Annotated in this window: 10 protein-coding genes and 2 pseudogenes; 5 read left to right on the plus strand and 7 right to left on the minus strand. The window is 58.4% G+C overall.

What is annotated here, in order from left to right; all coding sequences use genetic code 11:
* The first annotated feature begins 246 nt into the window (after window positions 1–246).
* The 3 genes from amrB to amrS are packed head-to-tail and all read left to right on the plus strand — an operon-like array spanning window position 247 to window position 2,649.
* Window positions 247–1,038 (plus strand): AmmeMemoRadiSam system protein B, encoded by a 792-nt coding sequence (gene amrB / locus K5E80_RS16695; protein ID WP_246590908.1) that lies wholly within the window; start codon window positions 247–249, stop codon window positions 1,036–1,038.
* Entirely contained in the window at window positions 1,031–1,576 is a 546-nt protein-coding gene (gene amrA / locus K5E80_RS16700; protein WP_246590909.1) for an AmmeMemoRadiSam system protein A, read from the plus strand. Before amrB ends, amrA begins: the two co-directional genes overlap by 8 nt.
* The gene (gene amrS / locus K5E80_RS07600) at window positions 1,558–2,649 is read left to right on the plus strand and encodes an AmmeMemoRadiSam system radical SAM enzyme (protein ID WP_220635583.1); all 1,092 of its coding nucleotides are present in this window, start codon (window positions 1,558–1,560) and stop codon (window positions 2,647–2,649) included. The genes amrA and amrS overlap by 19 nt, the downstream gene beginning before the upstream one ends.
* A gap of 200 nt (window positions 2,650–2,849) precedes the next feature.
* On the opposite strand, the gene K5E80_RS07605 is transcribed toward amrS, so the two are convergent.
* The 7 genes and pseudogenes from K5E80_RS07605 to K5E80_RS17170 form a co-directional block, all read right to left on the minus strand.
* The gene (locus tag K5E80_RS07605; protein WP_220635584.1) at window positions 2,850–4,469 is read right to left on the minus strand and encodes a type I restriction-modification system subunit M; all 1,620 of its coding nucleotides are present in this window, start codon (window positions 4,467–4,469) and stop codon (window positions 2,850–2,852) included.
* A gap of 21 nt (window positions 4,470–4,490) precedes the next feature.
* On the minus strand, window positions 4,491–5,345 hold the full coding sequence (gene dinD / locus K5E80_RS07610; RefSeq protein WP_220635585.1) for a DNA damage-inducible protein D: 855 nt from the start codon (window positions 5,343–5,345) through the stop codon (window positions 4,491–4,493).
* 40 nt (window positions 5,346–5,385) lie between these two features.
* Complete coding sequence (locus K5E80_RS07615; protein WP_220635586.1) at window positions 5,386–6,459, minus strand: AAA family ATPase; 1,074 nt, start codon at window positions 6,457–6,459, stop codon at window positions 5,386–5,388.
* A complete protein-coding gene (locus tag K5E80_RS07620; protein ID WP_220635587.1) occupies window positions 6,456–7,136 on the minus strand; it encodes a restriction endonuclease subunit S in 681 nt (226 codons plus the stop codon). The genes K5E80_RS07615 and K5E80_RS07620 overlap by 4 nt, the downstream gene beginning before the upstream one ends.
* Window positions 7,126–8,049 (minus strand): type I restriction endonuclease subunit R, EcoR124 family, encoded by a 924-nt coding sequence (locus K5E80_RS16705; RefSeq protein WP_425514553.1) that lies wholly within the window; start codon window positions 8,047–8,049, stop codon window positions 7,126–7,128. The genes K5E80_RS07620 and K5E80_RS16705 overlap by 11 nt, the downstream gene beginning before the upstream one ends.
* Window positions 8,050–8,121: 72 nt before the next feature.
* Window positions 8,122–8,673: pseudogene (locus K5E80_RS17165) on the minus strand (type I restriction enzyme subunit R domain-containing protein); the annotation flags it as partial.
* A gap of 115 nt (window positions 8,674–8,788) precedes the next feature.
* A pseudogene (locus K5E80_RS17170) lies at window positions 8,789–10,102 on the minus strand (DEAD/DEAH box helicase family protein); the annotation flags it as partial.
* A gap of 331 nt (window positions 10,103–10,433) precedes the next feature.
* Here K5E80_RS17170 and mfd point away from each other — a divergent pair.
* Window positions 10,434–14,012, plus strand: a complete 3,579-nt coding sequence (mfd, locus tag K5E80_RS07630; protein ID WP_425514535.1) for a transcription-repair coupling factor — start codon at window positions 10,434–10,436, stop codon at window positions 14,010–14,012.
* 146 nt (window positions 14,013–14,158) lie between these two features.
* Window positions 14,159–15,394: a DUF1015 domain-containing protein gene (locus K5E80_RS07635; RefSeq protein ID WP_246590910.1), complete on the plus strand. Its 1,236-nt coding sequence runs from the start codon at window positions 14,159–14,161 to the stop codon at window positions 15,392–15,394.
* Window positions 15,395–15,493: the final 99 nt, after the last annotated feature.

Genomic DNA, 15,493 nt, shown 5'->3' on the forward strand with positions numbered 1-15,493 from the left:
TGCCCTGGCGCGCACGCTCCGACAATTAAGAAAATGCCGATTAAGGAATCACCGAACAAATCTGTTCGCGCTGAGCCTGTCGAAGCGCAAGCCGCTCCAGCACTGGGCTTCGACAAGCTCAGCCCGAACGGTATTAACTTGCTCGGCAATTCCTCAAAGCCAGGGTGCCGGGCCTGGAATATTTTTCGCGCCTGAGCGCATAATGGCTGGGTATTTATAGCCTTAAGGCAGCAAGGAGTCCGCCACATGATGCTGCGTCCACCCGCCGTCGCCGGCCTGTTCTATCCCGGAGAGCCGCAGGAGCTAGGCGTCGAAGTCTCGACGCTGATTGCCGAGGCGCAAGCGGCTGCAATCCATCCCAAGGCGCTGATCGTACCGCATGCCGGCTATATCTATTCCGGCCCCGTGGCGGCGAGCGCCTATGCAACGCTGCGGCCGCTGCATGCCGACATTCACCGCGTGGTGCTGCTGGGGCCGGTGCATCGCGTGCCGGTGCGCGGGCTGGCAACCACCGGCGCCGCGGCATTCGAGACGCCCCTGGGGAAAGTCAACGTGGATCGCGCCGCGGTCGATCAAGCCTTGCAGTTGCCGCAGGTAACGATCAACGATGAGGCCCATGCGCCGGAACATTCGCTCGAAGTGCACCTGCCCTTCCTGCAAACCGTGCTCGACGATTTTTCCATCGTTCCCTTCGCCGTCGGCGATGCGACGGCGCAAGAAGTGGCCGCCGTGCTCGAACTGCTCTGGGGCGGCGCGGAAACGCTGATCGTCGTCAGCTCCGACCTGTCGCACTACCTTCCCCATGCTGTGGCACGCCGCATCGACCAGGACACGGCGGATTCGATCCTCCACCTCGATCAGCTCCCCAGCCACGAGCAGGCCTGCGGCGCGACGCCCATCAACGGCCTGCTCGTTTGCGCGTCCCGGCACGGACTGAAACCGCAACTGCTCGACCTGCGCAACTCGGGCGACACTGCGGGCGACAAGTCGCGTGTTGTTGGTTACGGCTCCTTTGCCTTCAGCGAAGATCATGCCTGACCTCGGCCAAGCCATGCTGGTACGCGCCCGCAACGCGATTGCGGACCAGCTCGGATTGCCGACGCAGGCGGAACCGGATCATCCGGCCTTGCAGGAACCTGGCGCCACGTTCGTGACTCTAACCAAGCATGGTCAGTTGCGCGGTTGCATCGGCTCGCTTGAAGCGCATCGCAGTCTTGATCGCGACGTGCGCGCCAATGCCATTGCCGCGGCGATCCGCGATCCGCGCTTCGAGCCGGTGCGGGCCGAGGAATGGCCTGAAGTGCGGGTGGAGGTTTCCCTGCTCTCGGTCGCGATGCCGATGAAATTCAGCGACGAGATCGATGCGCTGCACCAGTTGCGGCCTAGCGTTGACGGCGTGATCTTCGAGCATGGCAGCCGGCGCAGCACCTTCCTGCCCCAGGTGTGGGAATCCCTGCCCGAGCCGCAGGAGTTTCTCTCGCAGCTCAAGCGCAAGGCCGGCCTGCCCGGCGATTTTTGGGCCAATGACGTGAAGCTGTATCGCTACGAGGTGCAGAAATGGAAAGAGAATCGATAAGCGGAGTCCCCGCGCTCTGGTGGCACCTGCTCGATGACGGCCGCATCCAATGCGACCTCTGCCCGCGCGACTGCAAACTGCACGAGGGCCAGCGCGGCGCCTGCTTCGTGCGCGGCCGGCAGGGCGACGCGATGCTGCTCACCACCTACGGCCGCAGTTCCGGCTTCTGCATCGACCCGGTGGAAAAGAAACCGCTCAACCATTTCCATCCCGGTTCCAGCATCCTTTCCTTCGGCACCGCCGGCTGCAACTTGGCCTGCAAGTTCTGCCAGAACTGGGACATCTCCAAGTCGCGCGAAATGGATACGCTGATGGACGACGCGACACCCGAGGCCATCGCCCTCGCCGCGCAGCGTTACGGGGCGAAGAGTGTCGCCTTCACCTACAACGACCCGGTGATCTTCGCCGAATACGCGATGGACACGGCCGATGCCTGTCATGCCCACGGCATCAACGCAGTGGCGGTGACGGCGGGCTACATGCATGCCGCGCCGGCGCGCGAGTTCTACGCCAAAATGGACGCCGCCAACGTCGACCTCAAGGCCTTCAGCGATGACTTCTACGTCAAGCTGTGCGGCGCGCATCTCACGCCCGTGCTCGACACGCTGGCCTACATCGCCCACGACACCCAGTGCTGGCTTGAAATCACCACCCTGCTGATTCCGGGCCGCAACGATGCCGACGCCGAGCTGAAGGCGCTCGCGGCCTGGGTGATGCAGGAACTCGGGCCCGACGTGCCGCTGCACTTCTCCGCCTTCCATCCCGACTACAAGCTCGACGACGTGCCCGCCACATCGGCAGCAACTTTAAGTCGTGCCCGCCGCATCGCGCTCGATGCCGGGCTGCATTACGTCTATACCGGCAACGTGCATGACCGCGAGGGCGACATCACGCTTTGCCCCGGCTGCGGCGCGGCCGTGATCGAACGCGACTGGTACGAAATCCTCAACTACTCGCTCACCGACGACGGCAAGTGCCAGCATTGCGGCACGGCCATCGCAGGACGCTTCGGCAGCTTTGAAACGCCTTTCGGCGCACGGCGCATACCGGTGCGGCTGCACGCGGCGGCGTAGATATTCGGCTGGTCATCGGCCGAAGCAGCCGCCTGGTCTCACAGTTTCAAGAGTCCGCTGCACTCTCTATAGCTGCCGGTCAACGATCAAGCGCACTGGTGGCTATGAAGAGCAGCGGAATAGTCATCCAGTATAGCGTCCTCTTATGCGGCCACTTCAACGGCGCCGACCACCCATTGGAAGTCCCAAAAAGAATCTGGTCACGGCAAGGGCGGCAAGCCCAGCTCTTTGAGGAAGGCATTGTGTTTGTCCCGTGCTGCCTCTGCGTTCCGGGTCAGTGCGACGAGGTCAGCATGGGTTGCCTGCAAATCAATCTCTTCTTCCGCCTGCGCGGTGCTGATATAGCGTGAGATGTTCAGGTTGTAGCCGTTGGTTTCGATCTCTTCCATCGACACGCGGCGAGCGTAGCGCTCTTCTCCCTCGGGCTTGCGGAATTGATACGTGTTGATGATCTTGTCGATGTGCTCAGGCAGCAGGCGGTTTTGCCGCTTGCCTTTTTCGAAGTGCTCGGGGCCGGAGGCGTTGATGAACAGCACATCGTCCGGCTTCTTGCATTTCTTCAACACCAGAATGCACACCGGGATGCCCGTTGAAAAAAACAGATTGGCGGGCAGGCCGATCACCGTGTCGATGTTGCCGTCTTTAAGCAATTTGGTGCGGATGCGTTCTTCCGCGCCGCCACGGAACAGCACGCCGTGGGGCAGGATGATGGCCATCACGCCTTCGGGTTTGAGGTAATGAAAGCCGTGCAGCAAGAAAGCGAAGTCGGCAGCAGACTTGGGCGCCAGACCGTAATTCTTGAAGCGCATGTCCTCGCCCAGCGCGTCGGTTGGCTCCCATCTGTAACTGAACGGCGGATTGGCCACCACCGCATCGAACTTCGGCATCTTCGCCGGGTTCATTTCGCGCAGCATGTCCCAGTCGTTGGTCAGGGTATCGCCGTGATAAATCTCGAACTCCGAATCCTTCACCCCGTGCAGCAGCATGTTCATGCGCGCCAGGTTGTAGGTGGTGATGTTCTTTTCCTGCCCGTAGATTTTGCCGATGCCGTGCGTCCCCATGCGGTGGCGCACATTCAGCAGCAACGATCCTGAGCCGCAGGCGAAGTCAAACACGCTTTCCAGTTGCTTCTTCTTGCCGGTGGCGGGTTCCTGACTGTCCAGCGTGACGATGCCCGACAAGATGCTGGAAATTTGCTGCGGCGTGTAAAACTCGCCCGCCTTCTTGCCGCTACCTGCCGCAAACTGGCCAATCAGGTATTCATAAGCATCGCCCAGGGTGTCCTTGTCGGTGGAGAACTTTTCCAGCCCCTCGGCAATCGCCTTGATGATGGTGCAGAGCTTGGCGTTTTGCGCGGTGTAGCCCTTGCCCAGCTTTTCCGAGTTCAGGTTGATCTCGGAAAACAGGCCGCCGAAGGTGCTGGCAAAGGATTCGTTCTCGATGTAATCGAAACCCTTTTGCAGCGTGTGCAGCAACTCGCCGTCTTGCGTGCGCGCCATCTCCGAGATGCTGCCCCACAGGTAGGCTGGCTGGATCACGTAATGCGTTTTGCGGCGCATCTGCTTTTCAAATTCGGCGGTGTCAGCTGGATTTTGCGCATACCACACCGCCAGCGGCGCGCGGCGGTCGTCCTTTTCCAGCTTCGGATAATCCGGCCCCAGCTCCTTATGCGCCGCCGCCTCGTAGTTGTCCGACAGATAGCGCAGGAACAGGAAAGACAGCATGTAATCGCGGAAATCGTCCGCGTTCATCGCCCCGCGCAGTTGGTCGGCAATGCCCCACAGAGTGTTGCCCAGTTGTTTTTGGTCTTGTTCGGTCATGGTTGATTTGGCTCTACTTGTTTAGTCGTCATGCGGGGGCAAGGTCTTGGTGTGCTTTGCCAGTTTCTTTTCATCGGTCTTTACCCGGCGCTCCAGCTTTTTCAAATCCTCTTCGGCGGCCAGTTTTTCAGGTTTGATGCCGCGCTGCCCCAGCATATCGCGCACGCTTTCGTTGTTCTTCACATGCTCATGAGTGATCGCATGTTCCCCCTGCAAGTTGGCCTGCTCCACATTGTGATTGGTCATTTCGGTGGCAAGGTTTTTGGCGGCAATCGTCAGCGTGGGCAAAAAGTCGGCCAGCGGACGGCTTTTCACAATACCGTATTTATCTTTCATGGCCTGCGTGGTGTGCCCTCCAAACAAGGCCTGATCGCCTTTGGAGCGGATACGGCCAAATCCGGCATCATCCACGCCGCGCTCGAAGATATTTTGCGACAGGGATTTTTCAGATTCCCGCAGCCGGTCGCGCGCTTCCATTCTTGCCTGTAGCCGCATGCGGTCTTCAATCAGCTCCTGCTTGCGGGTTTGCACGGCAAAATAGCTTTGCGCAAAGGCAATCTCAGGTTTGCGCGGATCGCCGTTCTGGGCAATCAGATAACAGGCATAGCGGGTGAGCATGAAATCATCAATTTCCCGCTCCCCACCCTTGCCGTGGACGATCAATTTCGTGACGCCACGAAAATGATCGGAAGCCTTATGGCCAGAGGCTTCACAGGATTCCATGGCGCGCTGGATGGCGGTTTGAAAATTCTCCCAACGGGCATAACCCAGGGGGTCTTGCAGATCGCGGGCAAACCAGAATTCGATGCCTTCCGCATCGGTGCGCTGCACGGCGGCTTCAAGGTTGTGCTGCAAGGCTTGCAGCTGTTTATCCATGGCATGGCCTCCACTGATTTGGGTTTTGTTTGGTCATGACTTATCCTGCATGCAATACAAATGGGTACTTAGCTAGTAGCTTGGCAAATACATCCCTGAAGACCGCCTCAACTGGCGGTGACATCAAGTCACTTTGGGCGTAGTAGGCATCTTTATGAGAAAGAGAGTTGATAGTGTTTGCTGTGCTTTCCACGTTTTCGACCCCTATCTGCTCTAATGCAAAATTAATACGGCCGACCCCGAGGAATGAGGCGATATTCTCCAGAACCTGCCGCAACAAAACCACATGATGGGCATAGAGTTGAGTGCGGTTAGCCTCTGCCAATGCTTGCAAAAGATGCAGGTGATATAGAAAGACATTGCCGCCTGGGTTATCAAGAGACAATTCATTTCCGGATTTTCCAAGAATAAAAAGCTTCGTCAATTTCTTATATCGGCTGCTTTTTTCGCCTTTCATCAAGCGATCGGCCAAAATAGAAAACAGTCCGATATGGTGCGTGGTTATGATTATTCGCTTCTTAAGGTAGTGATTCTCAATTTGCGCAAAAATCGTATCCGCAGTGATATAGATGTTGTGCTCATCGAGACTGGATACTGGGTCATCAATAAATATGTGGGCATCTTGCTCATTTGCCCAGCCATCGACTTCCAATAGCGCCAAGAAAAAACACCAGACAAAAATGCGTTCTTCACCGCGTGAAATCTTTATCGGATTCCCTTTTTCAGTGACGGAAAAAAATGTAACTGATTCGATACCCATTTCTGGGTCGTCATGCGCATTGAATTGGAATGTGAATTTTGGGAAATATGCTGCAAGCTTTGCCATAACCGAATCCGGATCTTCATACAAAAAACTATGGAAGCGGTTAAGGCTGCTAGGCAATATCTTCAGTTGGGTGTTCGCGTTGTCATTGTCTTCGTCGTTATCCCAGACAAATAGGTCTTCGCTGAGTGCGTTGTAATAGACACCGGCATGCTGGCCGCTATTAGGGTCTTTGGTTGCGTCTTTATAAGCCACAGATAGCCTTGTTTTACCTGTGGCATTAAATGCATATATAAGCACGATATTTTCATTCAGCGCTTTAAGTTGCTTGGCAATGTCCGCGAAATTCATGCGTCCACCTCGTCCAGCGCGGGGAAGAGCTGCTGCATCAAGCCCTTCTTGTGGGTCTTGAGCGTGGCTAGCTTTTGCGCTTCCAGGGTGATCAGTTCGTCGAGAGAGGAGAGGCAGTCGGCAATTTTTTGTTGTTCGATGGGGCTTGGAACGAGAACATCAAGCCGCTCTATTTGAGTCGGATAGAGATGAACAACCGTATCACCTTGGGCGACCTTTGCTATCGACAACCGAAGCGGCCCATTCAGTTGGTAGCTGAGAAAGATGCCATTTTGGTTTGAGCGAATTACGTTGAGATCACTACCAAGAGCGATATCGTCGTTCATCACACATGAAGCCTTCGCAATATCAATCTTCGTCTCACCAGATGCAGGAATGATCACATCATTTTTCTTGCTCAAGAACAACTCGCTGGCATCGACGTTAGTGCTGGAAACTATTTCGTGAATCGTCTCACCATAGGTCGTATAGAGCTCGCCGTAGCGAATACATGGCTGAACGCCATCCTCAACGATCTCGGCTTTTGAAATTCCTTTGCCCTTGTATAGGGTGGCAACTGCACCAAGCTTTTCTTTGCTCCACTCCTCCACCGCCCGAAACTCAGGAAAGCGCAGCTTAGGCACCGAGGCACGTTGTACTGCTGGCTGCATCGCCTTGTCTTCCATCTTATTGCTCATACGCCCCCAAGCCTGAAATCTCCCGCCCTTGGGCGAGTTTCTTGAGCAGCGGAATCAGCTCTTCCATCAGCGCCAGTTCTTTTTGTGTGCGCGCTTTCCAGCCCAGCCCTTGCGGGGCAAGCAGGTCGCTCAGTTGGTCGCCGTCGAACACCATGCGGCGCAGGATGCCCTCCACAAAGCCTTGCAGGGCGGCAGCGTCCAGCCCGTGCTTGCCCGCAACCTCGGCCAGTTGGCGGGCGTGCTTGTCCGCCTTGAAGCGCTCAAAGCCGGCGCGGATGGCTTGCTCGTCCAGCGCTTTGCCTGCCTCCAGCGTGTTGATGTAGTCGGCGATGTCGTCGCGCTCATCCATGAACTTGGCATCGGACTGGATCAGGCCGATGAGCTGCTCGCGGCTCATCTTCTGCTTGCCAGGCGTTTGCTGCGAGTAGCGTGCGATGAGGGCCATGATGTAGTCGTAATCAATGACGGCGGAGGCAAACAGCACAAACTCGAAATCGAGCTGCTCGATGGCGTCTTGCGCGTCACTCGCCTCCTCGCCGGTTTTGCCCTGCTGGGTTTTGAGGCGCTGGGCAGTTTCAAGGTAGGAACACCTCAGAGATCGCAGCTCGTCCTCGGGCAAAATGGCGTTGATTTTCTGTTTTTGTGCTTCATCAAGATCGGTGTATTGGTCAAGCTGGGTCTTGAGGCGTTGCACTTCCTTGAAGCGGTTAATGAACTGAATACGGGCGGCATCACCCTTCAGGTTGTAGACGGCTTGCGGCTCGCAAACCAAACCGTTTTGCTGCATATACTGCCCCATCGCTGCGACTGCTTTTTCGTATTTTTCGATCACCACCGGGGCCTTGTCCACCAGCCAGATTTCCTTGGCCGGTTTGCCCGCCTCGCCGGAGAAGAGGCCGATGGCGGTATCCACGGCTTCCTGCTGCTGGCGAAAGTCGAGGATGTTGCCGTAGGGCTTGGTGTCGTTGAGTATGCGGTTGGTGCGCGAGAACGCCTGAATCAGGCCGTGGTACTTGAGGTTCTTGTCCACGTAGAGGGTATTCAGGAACTTGGAGTCGAAGCCAGTGAGCAGCATATCCACCACGATAGTGATGTCGATCTTCTTGTTGTGCGGCAGGTCGCTGTTGGGGTATTGCTGGTCCTTGATGCGCTTTTGCACATCCTGATAGTAGAGGTCGAACTCGCCCACGCTGTGATTGCTGCCAAAGCGGGTGTTGTAGTCGGCGATGATGGACTTGAGGGCTTCCTTCTTCTTGTCGGGTTCCTGCTCGTTGTCGGCCTTTTCCTGCGGCAGGTCTTCCTGAATCTGCTGCACGTCCTTGTTGCCTTCGGCGGGCGGTGAGAAGACGCAGGCGATGTTGAGCGGCTGGAAGTCCCCATCTGCGGCCTGCTTTTCGGCCTGCATTGTCTTGAACAGTTCGTGATATTCGATGGCATCGTTGATGCACTGCGTTGCCAAAACCGCGTTGAATTTGCGCCCGGCGGTGGCGGCATCGTGCTTGGTCAGAATCGCCTCGACGATGGCGCGCTTGGCCAAGGCTTCGCCCGGCTTGGGCTGGCTCTTGCCCTCGGGCTTGTAGTAATCCGACGTGAAACTTGAGGACGTTGCGGTCTTCGATGGCGTGGGTGATGGTGTAGGCGTGCAGTTGCTGCTGGAAGATGTCCGCCGTGGTTTTGTAACTCGCCTGCTGGCCTTCGATCTGCTGATAGTTGGCGTTCTGGTCGAAGATGGGTGTGCCGGTAAAGCCGAACAACTGGGCGTTGGGGAAAAATTCCTTGATAGCTTTGTGATTGTCGCCGAATTGCGAGCGGTGGCATTCGTCGAAGATGAAGACCATGCGCTGCTGGCGTAGCGGCTCCAGCCGTTCCTTGTAGTTGCGCTTATTGGTGCCATCGAGCGCCAGGCCGAGCTTCTGGATGGTGGTGACGATCACCTTGTCGGCGTAGTCGTCGGAGAGCAACCGCCGCACCAGGGTTTCGGTGTTGGTGTTTTCTTCGACGCAGCCCTCTTGAAACTTGTTGAATTCCTCCCGCGTTTGCCGGTCGAGGTCTTTGCGGTCCACCACGAACAGGCATTTGTCGATATCCGGGTTGTCCTTGAGCAGTGTCGATGCCTTGAATGAGGTGAGGGTTTTTCCTGAACCTGTGGTGTGCCAGATGTAGCCGTTGCCGCAGTGCTGGTGGATGCATTCCACTATCGCCTTGACCGCGTAGATTTGGTAGGGGCGCATCATCATCAGCTTTTGCTCGCTGGCCACCAGCACCATGTAGCGGCTGATCATCTCGCCCAGCGTGCATTTGGCAAGGAACTTCTCGGCGAAGCTGTCCAGATGGGTGATCTTGTTGTTGTCTTCGCCCGCAAATTGATACAGCGGCAAAAAACGCTCATCGGCGTTGAAGCTGAAGTGGCGGGTATTGTTGTTGGCGAAGTACCAGGTGTCGCCGCGGTTGCTGACGATGAAAAGTTGCAGGAAGCACAGCAGGGTCTTGGCGTAGCCGTTGCCGGGATCGTTCTTGTAATCGACGATCTGCTGCATCGCTTTACGCGGGCTGATTTGCAGGGTTTTCAGCTCGATCTGCACCGCTGGAACGCCGTTGATGAGCAGGATCACGTCATAGCGGTGGTGGCTGTAATCGGTGTTGATGCGTAACTGGTTGATGACCTCGAAGCTGTTCTTGCACCAATCCTTGATGTTGACCAGGGTGTAATAGAGCGGCGTGCCGTCGTCACGGTTGAAGCTGTTGCGCTCGCGCAGGTGGCGGGCGGCGGCAAAAACGTCCGGGGTGATAATTTCTTCCAGCAGGCGGGCGAACTCGCTATCGGTGAGGTGTACGCGGTTCAGCGACTCGAAATGCTGGCGGAAGTTGTGCTCCAGCACGGCGCGGTCGCGGATGTCGGGGCGGTAGCTGTATTTGAGATCGCCCAGTTTCTCAATCAGCGCTTGTTCGATTTCTTGTTCAGTCATTTACCACTCTCGGTGAATTCTTCGTAAGCACATTGGGGCTTATGTATACCCAGCGGTCCGCATTGTTAAAAATAGGAAAGCACGAAGGTTTGAAACAACTTATTAATTCATTGATAACCTCACAAGTTTACCGCATATGCATAATAATTGAATCAGAGGGTTATGTCCCCTTGTTGGCACAAAGCGGTAGTTGCCAGAAGAAGAGGCAAGTGTCAGCAAAGGCTGAGTAACAGCCCTATAGCCACTGCATCTGCTCCACCGCACCAGTAAAGTACTCCCCACACCCCGGCCGGTATAATCCGCCCTCCTTTCCGCAGGTGTCGTTGTCGCCGTGTCCGAATCATTGCCTGCGCTGTTGCCGCAGCTTGCCGCATTGGGCTCATTTGGCCTGGCCAAGGCCGGTGCTCGTCTCGACCTGCCCGCCCTGCACGGTTCCGCCGACTCGCTGGCGATCGCCCAACTGGCAACGCCGGGCAAGCTGCTGACCGTCATCAGCGCCAGCCCGCTCGACGCGCAGCGCCTGCAGGAGGAAATCGCCTGGTTCGCGCCGAAGCTGCGCGTGCATCTGTTGTCTGACTGGGAAACCCTGCCCTACGACAATTTCTCGCCGCACCAGGACCTGATTTCGGAACGGCTGGCGACCTTGTATGCGGTGACCAGCGGCGCATGCGATGTGCTGATCGCCGCAGCGTCGACCGCGCTGGCGCGCATCGCCCCGGCGAGTTTTCTGGCCGCGCATACCTTCTTCCTCAAGAAGGAGGGGCAGCTCGATCTCGGTAAGCTGCGCGACCAGCTCACCATCGCCGGTTATGCTCATGTCACGCAAGTGGTCGCCGCCGGGGAATACAGCGTGCGCGGCGGCATCGTCGACCTGTTCCCGATGGGCGCCGCCCTGCCTTACCGCATCGAGTTGTTCGACGACCAGATCGAGACCTTGCGCGTGTTCGATGTCGATTCGCAGCGCACGCTGTATCCGGTGTCGGAGATCCGCCTGCTGCCGGCGCGCGAGTTCCCACTCACCGAGGCCGGCCGCACCAAATTCCGCCAGCGCTTTCGCGAGGCCTTCGAAGGCGACGCTTCGCGCGTCAGCCTCTACAAGGACGTGTCAAACGGCACGCCGCCGGCCGGCATCGAGTATTACCTGCCGCTTTTTTTTGATACCACGGCGACGTTGTTCGACTACCTGCCAGCCAATACCACGCTGCTGCTGCACCATGATGTTCCCGACGCCATCGCCGAATTCTGGAACGACACCAACAGCCGCTTCAACCTGTTGAAGGGCGACCGCGCGCGGCCGGTATTGCCGCCGACCGAACTGTTCCTCACCGCCGAGCAGTTCTTTGTCGCGGCGAAGTCATATCCACAATTCAGAATTCTCACCACAGAGAACGCGGAGGAAACCCAAAAGAACTTCTCTGTGTCCTCTGTGGCGAACGCCTTGCCTTTACTCGCTATCGACCGCAAAGCGGACGATCCGATCAAGGCATTGCGAGAATTCCTTGGTGGCTTCGAAGGCCGTGTCCTCTTGCTGGCCGAATCGCCGGGACGGCGCGAAACCATCGCCGAGTACCTGGCCGAGCAGGGTTTGCAGCCGGCGCAATGCAACGACTTCGAATCTTTCCTCGCCAGCGATGAACTGCTGATGCTGGCAGTCGCGCCGGTATCGGGCGGGTTTGTTGTACAGGCTGAAATACCTCTTCGTCATCCCCGCGCAGGCGGGGATCCAGCAGCTTTAAAAAATTCTGGGTTCCCGCCTGCGCGGGAACGACAGTCTTTTGCCAGATTTGCGTTAATCACCGAAAATGAGCTCTATGCCGCCACCGCGCGCCCGCGTCACAAGCGCGGCGAAGTGCGCCGCTCCAATCTCGAAGGCTGGCTACGCGATCTTTCCGAGCTGAAGATCGGCGATCCCGTGGTGCATGAAAGCCACGGTATCGGCCGCTACCGGGGCCTGGTGCATATGGATTACGGCGATGGGGAAAACGAATTTCTCCATCTCGAATACGCCGCGGGCGATACGCTGTATGCGCCGGTGTCGCAACTGCATGTCATTTCGCGCTACAGCGGCGCCGACCCGGAAAGCATCGAACTGCACCGGCTCGGTTCCGGCCACTGGGACAAGGCGAAGCGAAAGGCGGCCGAGCAGGTGCGCGACACTGCCGCCGAACTGCTGCATCTGTATGCCCAGCGCGCCGCGCGCAGCGGCTATCAGTTCCGTTTCAACGCCCACGACCTTGACGCCTTCGCCGAGGGCTTCGGCTTCGAGGAAACGCCGGACCAGCTTGCCGCGATCAATGCCGTGATCGACGACATGCGCTCGGGCAAGCCGATGGATCGGCTGGTGTGCGGCGATGTCGGCTTCGGCAAGACCGAGGTCGCGCTGCGCGCCGCCTTCATCGCCATCGCCGACGGCAAGCAGGTCGCCGTGCTCTGCCCCACCACGCTGCTCGCCGAGCAGCACTACCAGACCTTCAGCGACCGCTTCGCCGCCATCGCGCAAGAGTGGCCGGTGAAGGTGGCGGAGATTTCGCGCTTCAAGAATGCGAAGGAACAGGCGCAGGCTGTTGCCGATCTCGCCGCCGGCAAGATCGACATCCTGATCGGTACCCATCGCCTGCTGCAAAAAGACGTGGAGTTCGAGCGCCTCGGCCTTGTCATCGTCGATGAGGAACATCGCTTCGGCGTGCGCCAGAAGGAAGCATTGAAGGCCCTGCGCGCCGAGGTCGACGTGCTGACGCTGACCGCGACGCCGATCCCGCGCACGCTCGGCCTCTCGCTCGAAGGCCTGCGCGATTTTTCCGTGATCGCCACCGCGCCGCAAAAGCGGCTGGCGATCAAGACCTTTGTCAGCAAGTGGTCCGACGGCCAGGTGCGCGAAGCCTGCCTGCGCGAATTCAAGCGCGGCGGTCAGGTTTACTTTTTGCATAACGAGGTCGACACCATCGACAACATGCGCGAGCGGCTGCAAAAATTGCTGCCCGAAGCGCGCATCGTGATCGGCCACGGCCAGTTGCCGGAGCGCGAGCTGGAGCGCGTGATGCGCGAATTCACGCAGCAGAAGCACAACCTGCTGCTGTGTTCGACCATCATCGAGACCGGCATCGACAACCCGCATGCCAACACCATTGTCATCAACCGCGCCGACCGCTTCGGCCTCGCCCAGTTGCACCAGTTGCGCGGCCGCGTCGGCCGTTCGCACCACCAGGCCTATGCCTACCTGCTCACGCACGAGGACGCCAAGCCGACGCCGCAGGCGCAGCGCCGCCTCGATGCGATCCAGGCCATGGAGGAACTCGGCTCCGGCTTTTTCCTCGCCATGCACGACCTGGAAATTCGTGGCGCGGGCGAAGTGCTGGGCGAGGAACAGAGCGGCGAGATTCACGAAATCGGCTTCGCGCTGTACACCAACATGCTGAATGCCGCAGTGAAGGCGCTGAGGGAAGGCAAGGCTGTGCCCGACCTGACGCAGCCGCTCGATGTCACTTCCGAAATCAACCTGCGCGCGCCGGCGCTGCTGCCAAACGACTACTGTCCCGATGTGCATGAACGGCTGACGCTGTACAAGCGGCTGGCCAACTGCGGCAACGAAGATGAATTGCGCGAACTGCAGGAAGAACTGATCGACCGTTTCGGCGATCTGCCGCCGCAGGCCAGCGTCCTGATCGAGACACATAAGCTGCGCATCGCCACGCGCCCGCTCGGCGTCGCCAAACTGGATGCGGGGCCGCAGGCGATACAATTACAATTTGTCCCGAATCCGCCGATCGACGCGGGGAAAATCATCCGGCTGATCCAGTCCGACCGCGCCTTCAAGCTGGCGGGACAGGACAAGCTGATCTGGAAAAAGGAAACGCCGGCGCTGAAGGAACGCGTGGCCGCGATACGCGAATTGCTGAAAAAATTGACCTAACCCAAAAGCCCAAATGCAAGCCACAGAGAACACAGAGACCACAGAGAAAAAACAAAACCACAAACTAATTGGCGTTGGGGTTTCCTCCGTGAACACTGTCCCACGGGGATTTCTTCCGGTCATGTCCTCTGTGGCTAATCGTTTTTTTGACTGAACTGACTATGCCGCTCATCAAACCCTTTCGCGGTCTGCGCCCGGCCCCCGGCCGTGCCGGCGATGTCGCCGCGCCTCCTTACGACGTGCTGTCCACCGCGGAAGCCCGCGTCCGCGCCAATGGCAAGCCGTGGAGCTTCCTGCATATCTCGAAACCCGAAATCGATTTGCCGGCGAATACCGACCCTTATGCACCCGAGGTTTATGCGAAGGCAGCTAGCAATTTGAAAGCCATGCTCGACCAGGGCATTCTGCAACGCGACGACAAGGACTGCTATTACGCTTACCGGCTGACCATGGGATCGCACGTGCAGACTGGCCTGGTGGCCGCGGCAGCGGTGGCCGACTACGACAGCAACCGCATTCGCAAGCATGAGCTCACGCGGCCCGACAAGGAGGACGACCGCGTGCGCCAGATCGAGGCCTTGGGCGCCCAGACCGGCCCGGTGCTGCTCGCCTACCCGAATTCGCACGCAGCCGATGCCTTGATCGCCACGGCGAGCGGCGGCCAGCCCGATGCCGATGCCATCGCCGCCGATGGCATCCGTCATCAGATATGGGTAGTTCGCGATACCGCCCTGATCGGCCAGATCAGCCGCATTTTCGATGCCATGCCAACGCTCTACATCGCCGACGGCCATCATCGCTCCGCTGCCGCCTCGCGCGTTGCAGCGGCCCGGCGCGGCAATGCCGCCGCGCAGCACTTTCTCGCCGTGATCTTCCCGCATCATGAAATGAAGATCATGGACTACAACCGCGTGGTGAAGGACCTGAACGGCATGAGCGAGACGGACTTCCTTGCCCGCAGCAGCGAGCGCTTCGCCATCGAGCCGTCCGCTTCGGCCGTGCATCCGGCGCAACCCGGCGTGTTCGGGCTGTATCTTCCCGGGCGCTGGTTCACGCTGACGGTCAAACCGGAACTGATACCGCACGCCGATCCGGTGGCGCGTCTCGATGTCAGCCTGTTGTCGGACAATCTGCTCGGTCCCGTGTTGAACATCACCGACCTGCGCCGCGACAAGCGCATCGATTTCGTCGGCGGTATCCGGGGTTTGCGCGAACTCGAACAGCGCGTCGACAGCGGCGAAATGGCGGCGGCGTTCGCGCTGCACCCCACGCGCATGACCGAGCTGATGGCCGTGGCCGATGCAGGTGAGATAATGCCGCCCAAGTCGACCTGGTTCGAGCCTAAACTCGCCGATGGACTGGTATCGCACGTACTGGATTGACCTTGCTGGCTGATGGCATATGATTGATACTTGTCCGGGGATCAATGGACGGATAATGTAATCGCATCGCTTTGACCGACTCATCTCTGCAGGGAGCGG

Source organism: Georgfuchsia toluolica, assembly GCF_907163265.1.
Lineage (GTDB): Bacteria > Pseudomonadota > Gammaproteobacteria > Burkholderiales > Rhodocyclaceae > Georgfuchsia > Georgfuchsia toluolica.

What these genes read in the sequence shown, in the direction of transcription:
- amrB (WP_246590908.1), top strand. Translation starts at nt 247, where the DNA reads ATGATGCTGCGTCCACCCGCCGTCGCCGGCCTGTTCTATCCCGGAGAG.
- amrA (WP_246590909.1), top strand. Translation starts at nt 1,031, where the DNA reads ATGCCTGACCTCGGCCAAGCCATGCTGGTACGCGCCCGCAACGCGATT.
- amrS (WP_220635583.1), top strand. Translation starts at nt 1,558, where the DNA reads ATGGAAAGAGAATCGATAAGCGGAGTCCCCGCGCTCTGGTGGCACCTG.
- K5E80_RS07605 (WP_220635584.1), bottom strand. Translation starts at nt 4,469, where the DNA reads ATGACCGAACAAGACCAAAAACAACTGGGCAACACTCTGTGGGGCATT.
- dinD (WP_220635585.1), bottom strand. Translation starts at nt 5,345, where the DNA reads ATGGATAAACAGCTGCAAGCCTTGCAGCACAACCTTGAAGCCGCCGTG.
- K5E80_RS07615 (WP_220635586.1), bottom strand. Translation starts at nt 6,459, where the DNA reads ATGAATTTCGCGGACATTGCCAAGCAACTTAAAGCGCTGAATGAAAAT.
- K5E80_RS07620 (WP_220635587.1), bottom strand. Translation starts at nt 7,136, where the DNA reads ATGAGCAATAAGATGGAAGACAAGGCGATGCAGCCAGCAGTACAACGT.